Annotated in this window: 14 protein-coding genes; 6 read left to right on the top strand and 8 right to left on the bottom strand. The window is 65.4% G+C overall.

The annotated features are described in order from the left end of the window. The first annotated feature begins 40 nt into the window (after positions 1 to 40). From B552_RS0101215 to B552_RS0101230, 4 genes are all read left to right on the top strand, one after another. The gene (locus tag B552_RS0101215; RefSeq protein WP_019447167.1) at positions 41 to 1,342 is read left to right on the top strand and encodes an MFS transporter; all 1,302 of its coding nucleotides are present in this window, start codon (positions 41 to 43) and stop codon (positions 1,340 to 1,342) included. An 87-nt stretch (positions 1,343 to 1,429) separates the two neighbouring features. Further along, positions 1,430 to 2,158 (top strand): aspartate/glutamate racemase family protein, encoded by a 729-nt coding sequence (locus B552_RS0101220; RefSeq protein ID WP_019447168.1) that lies wholly within the window; start codon positions 1,430 to 1,432, stop codon positions 2,156 to 2,158. Between the two features lie 25 nt (positions 2,159 to 2,183). Beyond that, positions 2,184 to 3,602, top strand: coding sequence for a dihydropyrimidinase (hydA, locus tag B552_RS0101225; RefSeq protein ID WP_019447169.1), 1,419 nt, complete (start codon positions 2,184 to 2,186; stop codon positions 3,600 to 3,602). A gap of 6 nt (positions 3,603 to 3,608) precedes the next feature. Then, positions 3,609 to 4,346 (top strand): aspartate/glutamate racemase family protein, encoded by a 738-nt coding sequence (locus B552_RS0101230; protein WP_019447170.1) that lies wholly within the window; start codon positions 3,609 to 3,611, stop codon positions 4,344 to 4,346. A 129-nt stretch (positions 4,347 to 4,475) separates the two neighbouring features. Here B552_RS0101230 and B552_RS0101235 read toward each other — a convergent pair whose 3' ends face one another. The 6 genes from B552_RS0101235 to B552_RS0101260 all read right to left on the bottom strand — a co-directional run bounded on the left by B552_RS0101235 (position 4,476) and on the right by B552_RS0101260 (position 9,317). Then, complete coding sequence (locus B552_RS0101235) at positions 4,476 to 4,916, bottom strand: MarR family transcriptional regulator (RefSeq protein WP_019447171.1); 441 nt, start codon at positions 4,914 to 4,916, stop codon at positions 4,476 to 4,478. Between the two features lie 184 nt (positions 4,917 to 5,100). Continuing rightward, positions 5,101 to 5,862 carry a DUF4410 domain-containing protein gene (locus B552_RS0101240; protein ID WP_019447172.1) on the bottom strand — a complete coding sequence of 254 codons (762 nt, stop codon included), beginning with the start codon at positions 5,860 to 5,862 and terminating at the stop codon, positions 5,101 to 5,103. A gap of 109 nt (positions 5,863 to 5,971) precedes the next feature. Continuing rightward, on the bottom strand, positions 5,972 to 7,282 hold the full coding sequence (locus tag B552_RS0101245; protein WP_019447173.1) for an ATP-binding protein: 1,311 nt from the start codon (positions 7,280 to 7,282) through the stop codon (positions 5,972 to 5,974). 8 nt (positions 7,283 to 7,290) lie between these two features. Next, on the bottom strand, positions 7,291 to 8,004 hold the full coding sequence (locus B552_RS0101250; RefSeq protein ID WP_019447174.1) for a response regulator: 714 nt from the start codon (positions 8,002 to 8,004) through the stop codon (positions 7,291 to 7,293). Between the two features lie 45 nt (positions 8,005 to 8,049). Beyond that, positions 8,050 to 8,364 carry a hypothetical protein gene (locus B552_RS0101255; RefSeq protein ID WP_026035178.1) on the bottom strand — a complete coding sequence of 105 codons (315 nt, stop codon included), beginning with the start codon at positions 8,362 to 8,364 and terminating at the stop codon, positions 8,050 to 8,052. 53 nt (positions 8,365 to 8,417) lie between these two features. After that, positions 8,418 to 9,317, bottom strand: a complete 900-nt coding sequence (locus B552_RS0101260) for a PXPV repeat protein (protein WP_019447176.1) — start codon at positions 9,315 to 9,317, stop codon at positions 8,418 to 8,420. 235 nt (positions 9,318 to 9,552) lie between these two features. Between B552_RS0101260 and B552_RS0101265 the strand changes: the two genes are divergently transcribed. Beyond that, entirely contained in the window at positions 9,553 to 10,470 is a 918-nt protein-coding gene (locus B552_RS0101265) for a sterol desaturase family protein (RefSeq protein ID WP_026035179.1), read from the top strand. A gap of 81 nt (positions 10,471 to 10,551) precedes the next feature. After that, on the top strand, positions 10,552 to 11,478 hold the full coding sequence (locus B552_RS0101270; protein WP_019447178.1) for a LysR family transcriptional regulator: 927 nt from the start codon (positions 10,552 to 10,554) through the stop codon (positions 11,476 to 11,478). Between the two features lie 50 nt (positions 11,479 to 11,528). Here the strand turns inward: B552_RS0101270 and madM are convergent, their stop codons facing one another. After that, the gene (gene madM, locus B552_RS0101275) at positions 11,529 to 12,305 is read right to left on the bottom strand and encodes a malonate transporter subunit MadM (RefSeq protein ID WP_019447179.1); all 777 of its coding nucleotides are present in this window, start codon (positions 12,303 to 12,305) and stop codon (positions 11,529 to 11,531) included. A gap of 17 nt (positions 12,306 to 12,322) precedes the next feature. Continuing rightward, the gene (gene madL, locus B552_RS0101280) at positions 12,323 to 12,721 is read right to left on the bottom strand and encodes a malonate transporter subunit MadL (RefSeq protein ID WP_019447180.1); all 399 of its coding nucleotides are present in this window, start codon (positions 12,719 to 12,721) and stop codon (positions 12,323 to 12,325) included. Positions 12,722 to 12,854 lie beyond the last annotated feature (133 nt).

A 12,854-nucleotide genomic window follows, 5' to 3' on the forward strand; every position in this document is an offset into this window, starting at 1 on the left:
ACGCCTCATCGAAGGACTTAAGGACTAGGAGACACCAGTCATGCAATCGACAACCCCAGCCGCCGCCTCGCTCGCGGTTCCCCGCAGCAGCGTGCGATGGAAAATCTTCCTGATGATGCTGTGCCTCGTGGCGATCAACTACATCGACCGCGCGTCGCTGTCGGTAGCCATGCCGCTGATCGCCAAGGAGTTCGATCTGAGCCCCGCCATGCAGGGTCTGATCCTCAGTTCGTTCTTCTGGACCTATGCCTTCATGCAGGTGCCGGGCGGCATGCTGGCCGACAAGTACAAGCCGCGCATCGTGATTGCCACCGCCACCGTGTTCTGGGGCGCGTTCCAGGCATTGGCGGCGGTCTGCACCAACTCCACTGCGCTGCTGCTGACGCGGCTTGGGCTGGGCGCCGCCGAAGCGCCGATCTACCCGGCCGGCGGCAAGCTCAATGCCATCTGGATGACGAAGAACGAGCGCGGCCGCGGCGCCACGCTGCTGGATGGCGGCGCACCGCTGGGCGCGGCGCTTGGCTCGCTCATCATCGCCGGGCTGATCAGCGAACTGGGGTCGTGGCGCATGTCGTTCGTGGTGGCGGGCGTGGGCACGGTGCTCGCCGGCGCCGTGGCGTGGTGGTACATCCGCAATTCGCCGCGCGAACACCAGGGCGTCAATGAACAGGAAGCGCGTCATATCGAGGACGCGCTGGCCCAGGAGCACAGCGAGGAGCCGGCCAACCTGAGCGGCCGTTCGCTGGATTTCTTCAAGTACCGCTCGGTCTGGTGCATGGCAATCAGCTGGATGTGCTTCAACGCCGTGTTCTACGGCCTGCTGACCTGGATGCCCACCTACCTGAGCCGCGCTCGCGGCTTCGACCTGAAGCAGATGGGCGGCGCCAGCTTCACGATCTTCTTCGCCGGCTTTATCGGCGAAATGATTGGCGGCTGGATTGCAGACAAGTGGAAGGAAGCGGGCGGGCGCCCCAACGTCGTGATGCGCACGCTGTTCGGCATCGCCGCCGTGGTGTCCACGGTATCGATCTTCTCGGTGGCCTACGTCACCGACCCCGTGGCGGTTGTGGTGCTGCTGTCCTCCACGCTGTTCTTCCTGCGCTGGTGCGGCCTGTTCTGGTCCGTGCCGTCGATGCTGGGCACCCGCAACAAGGTGGGTTTCCTCGGCGGCGTGATGAACCTGGGCGGCAATATCGCCGGCATCAGCGTACCGATCATCGTCGGCCTGATCGTCCAGGCCACCGGTTCCTACTTCCTGGCCCTGATGTTCTTTGCGGTATGCGGCGTCGGCCTGCTGCTGGCATCCACCAACATCGACTACGAGAAGAAGATTCCGGTCTGACGCCGGGGTCCGAAGCCAGCAAGCCATCAACGACTACAGAGGCGCCGCCCCCTGGACGGCGCCCGTCCCACTCCTGATTACGCCATCATGACCAAACAGATTCGCCTCGGCATGCTCACGCCGTCGTCCAATACCGCGCTCGAACCGATTACCAGCGCGATGGTGAGCAGCCTGCCCAACGTCAGCGCGCACTTCTCGCGCTTCACGGTGACCGAGATCTCCCTGCGCGACCAGGCGCTTGGCCAGTTCGACCTGGAGAAAATCCTGGCGGCGGCACGGCTGCTGGCCGATGCCCGCGTCGATGTGATCGCCTGGAACGGCACGTCGTCGGGCTGGCTCGGCTTTGACAAGGACGAAGCCCTGTGCAAGCAGATCACCGAGGCCACCGGCATTCCCGCCACGACCTCTGTGCTGGCACTGAACGAAATCCTGGAGAAGACCGGCGCGCGCCGCTTCGGCCTGGCCACGCCGTACCTGAACGATGTGCAGCAACGCATCGTCGCCAACTACCAGCGCAGCGGCTTCGACTGCTCGGCCGAACGTCACCTCGATCTGCACGTGAACTACAGCTTCGCGGAAGTGGAAGAGGACACCATCCGCAAGATGGTGCGCGAACTGGCCGCCGAAAAGCCGCAGGCCATCACCACGTTCTGCACCAACCTGCGCGCCGCGCATCTGGTGGAGGCGCTGGAAGCCGAGACCGGCATCCCCGTCTACGACACGATTGCCACCGTGGTGTGGAAGTCGCTGCGGCTGGCGGGTGTCGATACCCGCGCGCTGCAGGGCTGGGGCCGCCTGTTCCGTGAAGTTGCCTGACGAATAACGCATCGGAGCCAAGACCATGCCTGCTGACAACAAACTTGACCTGGTGATCCGCAATGCCGACGTGGTCACCGCATCCGATCGCTTCCGCTGTGATATCGGCGTGCGCGGCGGCCGCATCGTGGCGCTTGGTCACGACCTGCCGCCTGGCGCCAGCGAAGTGGATGCCACCGGCCTGCTGGCATTGCCCGGCGGCGTGGACGGCCACTGCCACCTGGACCAGCCGATGCCGGACGGCATGCGCATGGCCGACGACTTCTTCACCGGCACGCGTGCGGCCGTATGCGGCGGCACCACTACCGTGATCCCGTTCGCCGCGCAGGAGAAAGGCGCTTCGCTCAAGGCCGCCGTGGATGACTACCACCGCCGCGCCGATGGCCGCGCCGTGATCGACTACGCATTCCACCTGATCGTGGCCGATCCCACGCCGGCCGTGCTGCAGGACGAACTGCCGTCGCTGATCCGCCAGGGCTACAGCTCGTTCAAGGTCTACATGACCTACGACGACCTCAAGCTGTCCGATCGCGAGATGCTGTCCGTGCTCGACGTCGCACGCGAGAACAAGGCGCTGGTCATGGTGCATGCGGAAAATGCCGACTGCATCTCGTGGCTGACCGACAAGCTTGTCGGCCAGGGCCGCATCGCACCGCGCTTCCACGCGCTGGCGCGTCCGGATGCCGTGGAGCGCGAAGCCACGCATCGCGCGATCACGTTTGCCGAGCTGGTCGATGTGCCAATCCTGATCGTGCACGTCTCCGGCAAGGAAGCCATCGAGCAGATCCGCTGGGCCCAGGGCCGCGGCATGAAGATCCTGGCCGAGACCTGCCCGCAGTACCTGTACCTGACCGCCGAAGACATGGGCCTGGGCGGCGACGACGGCTACGAAGGCGCGAAGTGCGTGTGCAGCCCGCCCCCGCGCGACCCGGAAAACCAGGCCGCCGTCTGGCGCGCGCTGACCAATGGCGTGTTCAGCGTGTTCTCTTCAGACCATGCACCGTTCAACTATGACGATCCCGAGGGCAAGAAGCTGGGCGGCACGGCGCAGCCGTTCGACCATATTCCCAATGGCGTGCCGGGCATCGAGACACGCCTGCCGCTGCTGTTCGATGGCGTGACGCGCGGCAAGCTTTCGCTGCACCAGTTTGTCGAACTGACGTCGCACCGGCCGGCGAAGATCTACGGCCTCTATCCGCGCAAGGGCACGATCGCCGTCGGCGCCGATGCCGACATCGTGCTCTGGGACCCGTCACGCAAGGTGCGCATCGCCAATGCCAACCTGCACCACGCGGTGGACTACACGCCGTACGAGGGCATCGAGGTCACCGGCTGGCCGATGACGACCTTCTCGCGCGGCGAGATGATCGTGCGCAACGGCGAGTACCTGGAGCCCGCGGCTGGCCGCGGCAAATTCCTTGAAGCTGGACAACCCGAGATCTGAAGCGCCATGAACCTGCTTATCGTCAATCCGAACATCAGTGAATCGGTGACCGACCTGATTCAAGCGGAAGCCCGCCGCACGGCGGCTGCGGACACCAACATCACGATGGCGACCGCCCCGTTTGGCGTGGCCTATATCGAAACGCGCTTCGAAGCGCTGGTTGGCGGCTACGCCACCGCCTGCGCCGCCGCCGAGCATGCCGGCAATTTCGATGGCCTGATCGTCGCAGCGTTTGGCGACCCGGGCCTGGCCGGCATGAAGGAGTTGTTCGACGTGCCCGTGGTGGGCATGACCGAAGCCGCACTGGCCAGCGCGTGCCTGCTGGGCCAGCGCTTCTCGATCATCGCGATCTCGCACCGCATCCAGGCGTGGTATCGCGAATGCGTGGCCGCCAATGGGCTGCTGGACCGTCTGGCCAGCATCCGCTCTCTCCAGGAACCGCTGCGCGATATCGGCAGCGTGCAGGAGGACCATGCCGCACGGCTGGAGGAACTGGCGCTACAGGCGGTACGCGAGGATGGCGCGGACGTGATCATCGTTGCCGGCGCACCGCTGGCCGGGCTGGCTCGCTCGCTCAAGGGCCGCATTCCGGTGCCGGTGGTCGATGGCGTCAGCAGCGCCGTACGGCACTGCGAATCGCTCGTGGCACTGCAGGCCGGCAGCGCACAGGAGGGTAGTTTCATGCGCCCGCCGCGCAAACCCAATGCAGGGCTGCCTGCGGCGCTGGCGCGGTTGCTCGATTAGAGCGGGTTGAGTGCGTGGCGCGCGCCAGGCAGGGCGAAAGCAACTTGGCGCACGCCGCATGATCACTTTATCGCTCATATATGAGCGATAAAGTGATGTAACCGATTACATGTGAGCGGTTAAGTGCCCTCACTCCGCGCCAGCGAACTTGCGCAGCAGCCGCAGGAACTCGTTGAACTCCTCGGTGGAGAAATTGCGCAACCGGTCGTTGAGCACTTCCGGCGCGATCTCGGGGATACGGTCGGCTACCTCCCTGCCCGTCTCGGTCAGGACCAGGTGAATCACGCGCCGATCCTCGACGCTGCGCTGGCGCACCAGCAGCCCCCGGCTCTCAAGCTTGTCCAGCATGCGCGTCATCAGGCCCGTATCGATGCCAAGCGCCTTGCTGATCTCGAAGGGCGTGTTGGCCATGCCCCGCATCAGCGAAAGCAGGATACCCATCTGCTGGCCCGTGATGCCGAGCGGGCGCAGTGCGGCATCCATCTCCATCAACACCGTGTTGCGTGCCTTGTTCAGATGGAATCCGATGCTTTGTGTCAGGTGGAAGTTTTCGCAGGTGTAGTGTTTCATGGCATTTTGGCCAAATCGCGAAAATTCCAATGTATCTGATGCATCAGCAGAAGAAAAGGAAGTAGCGGCCAGCCATCTGGCTACTTGGCGACACCCGACATAGACGATATTTAGCGCTGTACCGTTATCGACACTCCGCGCCGCCCTGGCCTGCTCAGGCCTGCTCAGGCCTGTTCAGGTCCGTTCAGGCCGTCTTCGACAGCTTTGCTACCACGGCCACCACCTGCTCCGCGACGGCATCGCCCACACGCTTCGCTTCCGCGGTGATGCTGTCGCGCTTCACTTCCGAAGCACCATGCACGCCGGCGCCAATCGCGGCAGCACTCGTCACAACGCCGGCGGCGGCCCCCACGCCCGCGGTTTCGGCAATGCCCGGCATATGGCCGCTATCGGCACTGGTCTGGAACAGCGTCACAGGGACCGGCGTGCCGTGCGCAGGCTGATAAAGCACCTGCACCGATGCCGACACATCGCTCTTGCCCGCGCCAAGGCCAATCAGCATCCGGCGGCGTGCCTTGCCTTCATCGATCTTGTCGAAACGGCCCTCGACGATCAGCGCATTCGCATCGGCCGGCACCGGGCCGTCGATACGCACGGCGTTGAGACCCTTGGCCCGCAGTGCCTGCACGATCTCGTCGGCCACCGTGTTGCGTGCCTCGCTGGCGGTCTTGCCCGGCGTGGGCGCTGCGGACTGGCCAGAGGCCATGGCCTTGACGCGGTGCATCAGGTTGTCGTCGACCTTGACCTGATCCGCGCTCGCATCGAACCCGCGCACATAGACCACGTCAGCCGGGGCATGGGCCACGGCAGCGGCCACTGGCACGGGCACATCGGAGATCATCGTGGTTGCGGAAGCACAGCCCGCCATCAGCATCGACGTCGCCGCAAATGCGGCGATGGTCAGGTGTTTGGCGTGGCGCGGGAGCGATTGAAAAACGGTCTGCATGTCGAAGTCCTGAGCGGTTGGTTGCCGTGGCGCCGCGATTCCGGCGCCGGCAGACCCAGTATTGGATGCAGCCGTGCAACAGGCCAGGCAAGAACTATTTCATTCGATGTCAGGCCGGCAGCGACACCAGCACTTCCAGCCCGCCGCCCTCGCGCGGGCGGAAAGCCAGCGAGCCGCCGTGCAGGCGCGCGATGCGCTCGACAATGGCCAGCCCAAGCCCCGTGCCGCCCGAGTGCCCGCGCGCGTTGTCGCCTCGGCTGAACGGCGCGCGAAGCTGTTCGAGTTCCGCCACGCTGATACCGATGCCGCGATCGCAAACCGCGACGTGCGCGGCACCGCCTGCCGCCCACGTGCGCACCATCAGTCCCGTGCGCCCGTAGTTGATCGCGTTCTGCATCAGGTTCATCAGCAGGCGCAACATGCTCGTCGGCCGGTACGAAACCGGTGGCAGATCGCCCAGGTCGAGTTCGAACTCATGCCCGAGTCCGGCAAAGTCCGAGGCCAGTTGGCGCACGAGCGCGTTGAGGTCGCCCGGCTGCGGCACCTCGCGCTCGCCGCTGCCGGCGTAGTCCATGAACTGCTGGAGAATCGTGTCGATGTGATCGAGATAGCCCTCGACCGACGCCACGAATGCGTCGTCCGTGCCGCGCGGCAGCGCCATCGCCATGGCCAGGCGCAGCTTGGTCAGCGGTGTGCGGATGTCGTGCGAGACACCGGCCAGCATCAGCGCGCGCGTCTTCTCCGCCTGCTGCAGCGCGTCTGTCATCCGGTTGAACGCGCTGCTGACCTGCGCGATCTCGGTCGGGCCATTGGTGGGCAGCGGCGGTGGCGTTTCTCCTGCGCTGACGTGCAGTGCAGCACGCGCCAGGTCCTGCAGCGGCCGGTTGATATGGCGCTGGATCAGATACCCAGTCAACGCCGCCAGCAGGCCGAGCGCCGCGGACAGCGCGATTGCGGCCGTGATGCCGCTTGCCTGTGCATCGGCAGTCATCGGCAAGGCAACCCACGTGGGCGCGCCGGAAGCGTGGATGCGAATCCACAGCCGCTCGTTGTCGCCGCTGTCCTGCCATTTCACCGGCATATCCGGAGGCAAGTGCCGCTGCAGCCCGCGCATGAACACGTCTCGCTGCCAGGTGCGAAACGGATGCAGGGCCGGCATGTCCGTGCCGTCATCTTCGGGAGCCTGCGCCTGGCCGCCCAGACGCGCCACGGCAGCCCTGCCCTCTTCCGCCGGCATGGCCGCCATCACGCCGTCGAGCATCTTCACGTAGTGCGAGAACACGGCCGCCGCGCGCTCCACGCGCGGGCGCTGCACAAAATGCAGCAGCACGATCAGTGAACATGCCTGCGTAAATGCAACCAGCGCCACCAGCAGCGCGATATTGCGGGCCAGCAACGAGCGAGGCAGTGCAATCCGCATCGCGCCCCTCATGCTTCCACGCCTGCCACCAGCATGTAGCCCACACCCCAGACCGTCTTGATGAAGCGCGGTTTGGATGGGTCTTCCTCAACAATCTGCCGCAGCCGCAGGATCTGCACGTCGATGCTGCGATCGAGCGCGTCATGGTCACGGCCACGCGCACGGGCCAGCAGGTTCTCGCGGCTGACCGCCCGGTTTGGCGATGCGCCAAGCGCCTGCAGCAGCAGCATCTGCGCCGAGTGCACTTCCACGGGCTCGCCTGCGCGCGTCAGGACCTGCTTGCCAACGTCGAAGCGGAACTCGCCAAAGCTCAGCGTCTGCGAAGTCACGGTGGGGTCGCCCGACGCGATCTTCTGGCGGCGCAGCAAAGCGCGGATGCGCGCCACCAGTTCATCGGGCAGGAACGGCTTGGCCAGGTAATCGTCCGCGCCGGTGTCCAGTCCCACCACGCGATCGGCAGGGTCGCCCTTGGCCGTCAGCATCAGTATCGGGAGCGTCTGGCCTTCGGCACGCAGCCGCCGGCAGACACTGAGGCCATCCTCGGGCTCCATCATCAGGTCGAGCACGAGCAGGTCATAGGGCTCGCGCTGCAGGTAGCGATTGAGCTGCTTGCCGTCCGCCACCGCGCGCACGTTAAAGCCGTGCCCGGTCAGGAATCGCTGCAGCATGTTGCGCAGCTCGGCCTCGTCATCGAGCACGATTATCCGGTTAGCCTGCTCCATGCCGTGTCTTCTCCGGTTCTGTTCCGAGGCATCAGTGCGACATCATCAACGCGACATCATTCGCTGCGCCATGAACGCCTCGATCTGCGGCAGCGTCAGGTAGCCGGCGCGCTGCGTATCGATCTCGTCGAAATGCTTCGCCACCATCGGCATGCCGGCGGCGGCCTGGGCACGCGTCAGCTTGCCGTCGTGCGTGGTGTTGGCATTGGCGAAGCGTGCCTGCAATTGCTGCTCAGCGGCTTCGGCGCGTTCGATGCGGTCACCGCCGCCACCTCCGCCACCCATGGCCATCAACCGGCTCTGCGCGCTTGCACCTGCCGAAACAATACACAAGATAAGTACTGCAATCATCTTCTTCATGATGAACTCCGTGGGATTCAAGGAATGGAAATCAATGCGTGGATCGATGCGTGTCATGCCCAGTGCGCGGGCACGTAGACGCGGCCAACCCAATGGGCCGGCACCCACACCACCGGACGCGGCGCCGCAACATAAACAGGGCGCGGCGCGATATAGACCGGCGGCGGCGCCTTGGTCGTAACCACCACGGCGGGAGCCGGCGGCGCGACATAGACAACGCCGGGCGGCGGGGGCGGCGGCGCGACCGGCGTTGCGGGAGGCACTGCGGCCACGACCGTCACCGGTGGTGGCGGCGGCACATACGCCACTGGCGCAGCGCCCACCACGACCGTGCTGCCCGTTGTCACCGTGCCGCCGTGTACGACCGTCGTGCCGCCACCGGTAGTGACCACGCCCGACGACACCTGCGTCGCGCTGCCTGCGTGGGTGACCGTCCCGCCGTTGCTGCCGGTTACGGTGCCGGACCGGTTGCAGGTGTTGCCGGCGCACGCTGTCGATGCCGAGTGGTTGTAGGTATTGCCATTGGCGGCCGTCACCGAGTCCGACGACGTGTACTGCCCCGGCGCTTCGCGCGTGACGCTGCCATCGGTTGTTGCGCTGCGGCCGCCCGATCCGGTCATATCGCCGCTATGCGAGCAGGTACCCCCCGCGCAACTGGTGCTGCCGTCGTGCTGCACCGAGCGGCCATTCGGGCCCGTGGCCGTTCCCGCGTTCGAAAATTGTCCGGGCGCGGTGCGGGTGACCGTGCCGGTATTGGTGGCCAGGCCGCCGTAGGGCCCGGCCACGCCGCCGGCGTGTGTGCAGCTTCCGCCGCCGCAGGACGCATAGTGGGCACCGTTGTACGTGCCATGTGCCGTATAAGCGGTTCCGTGGCCGGTCCAGGCGGCGAACGCGGAGGCGTTGAAAAGCAGGAGCAGCGATCCGGTAGCTGCAATCAGCGTGCGTGAAGCCATCGTGATGTCCTTTCGATCTGTTGCGTCGCAACACGCCGCGGCGTGCTGACGGGCCGAACTATAGGACGGGGGATTTCGCGCGTCGCCCCGGAAATCATGTCGGCAAATGTCAAGGCCAGCCGGGTGACATCGCGCGAAATAATTCCCTAATGGATTCCCTGACGGCCGGCCGCTAGAGTTGCCTCACCGACGCGGCCCAACCGCGCTACCCGAACAGATTTCACCGAGGCTAACCATGCTCATTACCGGAAAGTTCGCGATGTACGTCACCGCGTTCGTCGTGACCATATCGCTGATCGAGGCACTCGTCCTCTGGCGCAAGCGCCGCGACAGCGTCAAACCGTTCTCGTGGAACGAGGTCTGGCTGTCACTGGCCGATCTGGCCGGCCGCAAGCTGTCCGTGATGCTGCCGCTGTCGCTGGCCGCGCCCGTCTTTGCGTTCGCCTGGGATCACCGCCTGTTCACGGTCACGCTGAACAGCGCGCTTGCCGTGTTCCTGCTCTTTGTCGGCCAGGAGTTCTGCTACTACTGGTACCACCGCGCGGCGCACCGCGTCCGCTTCTTCTGGGCCACGCACGCGGTGCACCATTCGCCCAACCAGCTCACGCTGACATCCGCCTACCGTCTTGGCTGGACCGGCAAGCTGACCGGCAGCGCGGTGTTCTTCGCGCCGCTAGTCCTGCTTGGCGTGCGCCCGGAAGTGGTGCTGGCCACGCTGTCGCTGAACCTGCTCTACCAGTTCTGGCTTCATAACGACTGGATGCCCAAGCTCGGCTGGCTCGAATATGTGTTCAACACGCCGTCCGCCCACCGCGTGCACCACGCTTCGAACATCGATTACCTCGATGCCAACTACGGCGGTGTGCTGATCATCTTCGACCGCATGTTCGGCACCTATGTGGAAGAACGCGCCGACGAACCGTGCCGCTACGGCCTGGTCCACCCGAGCACCACAAGCAACCCGATCGTGAACCAGTTCGAACACTGGATCGGCCTGGGCCGCGACATCGCCTCCGCCGGGAAACTCTGGCACGCCGCCGCGTACCTGGTCATGCCCCCGGGCTGGGCGCCAGACGGCAAGGGCACCACCACCGAGAACCTGCGCATGCAGCATCAGGAGGTAAAGCAGGCAGGCTGGCAACTCCAGCAGTAGCCCTTCACCGCGTCAGGAGTCAGGACAGCACAGGCCACGATATGCGAAGATCGTGGCCTGTCTGCTTTTACCGCCGCCCCCATGCCAGACCGCATCAGCGAAGACATCACGTTCCGCAAACTCGAGGCGCTGCTGGCCTTCATGGAGACGGGCAACCTGGCGAAGGCCGCCGAAGCGCTGGACGTCAGCACGGTAAGCGTGCACCGCGCGCTGCATTCGCTGGAGGAAGGGTTGCGCTGCGCGCTGTTCCGGCACGAGGGGCGCAACCTGCTGCCGACCGAGGCCGCCCACGTGCTGGCCGATGTGGCGCGCGACGTAATCAAGACCATGTCCGACGGCATCCGCATGACGCGCGAGGCCGCCGGCTATTCGGCCGATCAGCTCAAGATTGGCTCGCTGTATTCGCTGACGATCCGCACGGTGCCGCAGGTGGTCATCGGCATCAAGATGCGGCGCCCTGAACTGCAGACGGAACTGGTGCTCGGCTCGAACGCCGATCTGCTCGACAAGCTGCGCCAGGGGACAATCGACGCCACGCTGATGGGCCTGCCGGAATCATGCAGCGATATCGAATCGATCGCGATGTTCGAGGACGACATCTTCTTCGCCGCCCCGGCCGATTCGCACTACGCCCGCATGGATGCCGTCGATTTGCGCCAGTGCCGCGACGAACCGTTCGTCTCGCTCGGCGACGGCTTCGTGACATCGAGCGGCTTTGCCGAGGCGTTCCGCATTGCCGACTTCACGCCCAATGTGGTGATGAAGGTCGGCGACATCTTCTCGCTGATGAACCTGGTCGGTGGCGGCATCGGCTATTCGCTGCTGCCCGGCCGCGTGCGTGACGTATTCGCGCGCAACGTCGCGTTCATTCCGCTGACAGCCGAGTACGACATGAAGCAGACGATCGGACTGAGCTTCCTGCGCCGGCGCGAGCGCGACCCGAACCTGCTGGCCCTTGCCGCGGTCTGCCGCATGCTGACGCAGACCGGCGACAAGACCGCCCTCTGACGCAGGGCCCGGCCAGTATCAACCAACTAGCCGAGCAGCCGAGCAGCCGATCAGCCAACCAGCGCCCGGGTGGCAAGGTACAGCACTGACGGCCCCAGCAGGCAGCCCAGCCCCGTGTGGAACGTGGCCACCAGTGCGCCGTACGGCACCAGCCGCCGGTCGGTGGCCGCCAGACCGGCCGACACGCCACTGACCGTTCCCGCAAGTCCGCCGAACACCATCGCGGCGCGCGGGTTGTTCAGCCCCAGGAAGCCCGCGGCGAGCGGCGTGCCCACCATCACGATGATCGCCTTGATCAGGCCCGTGGCAATCGACAGCGCAATCACGTCCGAGCTGGCGCCCAGTGCGGCGCCCGTTACCGGACCCACGATATAGGTCACCGCGCCCGCGCCAATCGTCGTCATGCTGACCGCGTCGCTATAGCCGAACGCGCGCGCCACCGTCGCCCCGACGACAAACGGAATCACGGTACCAAGCAGCAGCGACACGGCCCCCACCAGCCCGGCCTTGCGCGCTTCGCGCACCTGCACCTCGAACGCGGTGGCCACGATGGCGAAGTCGCGCAGCATTGCACCGCCCATCAGCCCGATACCCGAGAACAGCGAAAAATCGGCCAGCCCGCTTTCCTTGCCGGTGGACAAGCCACCGTAGTAAGCCAGCCCAAGGCCGATCATGATGGCGATGGCCGAGGCGTGCAGGCGCCCTTTTGTCAGCCGGCGCGACAGTTGCGAGGACACCCACATCACAATGCCGACGGTGGCAAAAGCCGTGACCAGGGCATTGTGTTCGAGCACTTTCTGGAACATGAGGGTCGGTGCGATCGTCATGGCAGTCTCCCCCGGGCTCAGGTACGGGCAGCCGTTTCGGCTGGCAGCGGCGGCAACGGCTCATGATCGCCGGTGCGGCTCAACAGCGCGATGCAGCATCCAGAAGCCAGCACCGCCAGCACCGCCGCGATCACCGCCACCGGCCCGCCGCGCAATGCGGCAACCACGTTCTGCTGTGCCGCCATCGCCACCACCACCGGGATATACATCGAGCCCCAGAAGGCCACCCCGGCCTCGGTCTCCTTGGGCATCAGCCCGCGGTCATGCAGGTACAGCCGGATCGAGATCAGCAACAGCATGGCGATGCCGACCCCGCCAACATTGGCCTTGACGCCAATCGCCACGCCGAGCAGGTCGCCCAGGTACAGGCCAATCAGATGGCAGAGCGCAAGCAGCGCGGTTCCGTAGATGATCATGGTTGTCTCCTTGATGGTGCGGGTTTTGTAGTTTGATGCGCCGGTGCTTGGGCGGCACGGCGCTTTGCAGAACGACTGTAGGAAGCGGCGGCTCCGCCATCAATCAACTCCGCTTCCCGATCGTTACGCTCCT

This window comes from Cupriavidus sp. BIS7 (assembly GCF_000292345.1).
Taxonomy (GTDB): Bacteria; Pseudomonadota; Gammaproteobacteria; order Burkholderiales; family Burkholderiaceae; genus Cupriavidus.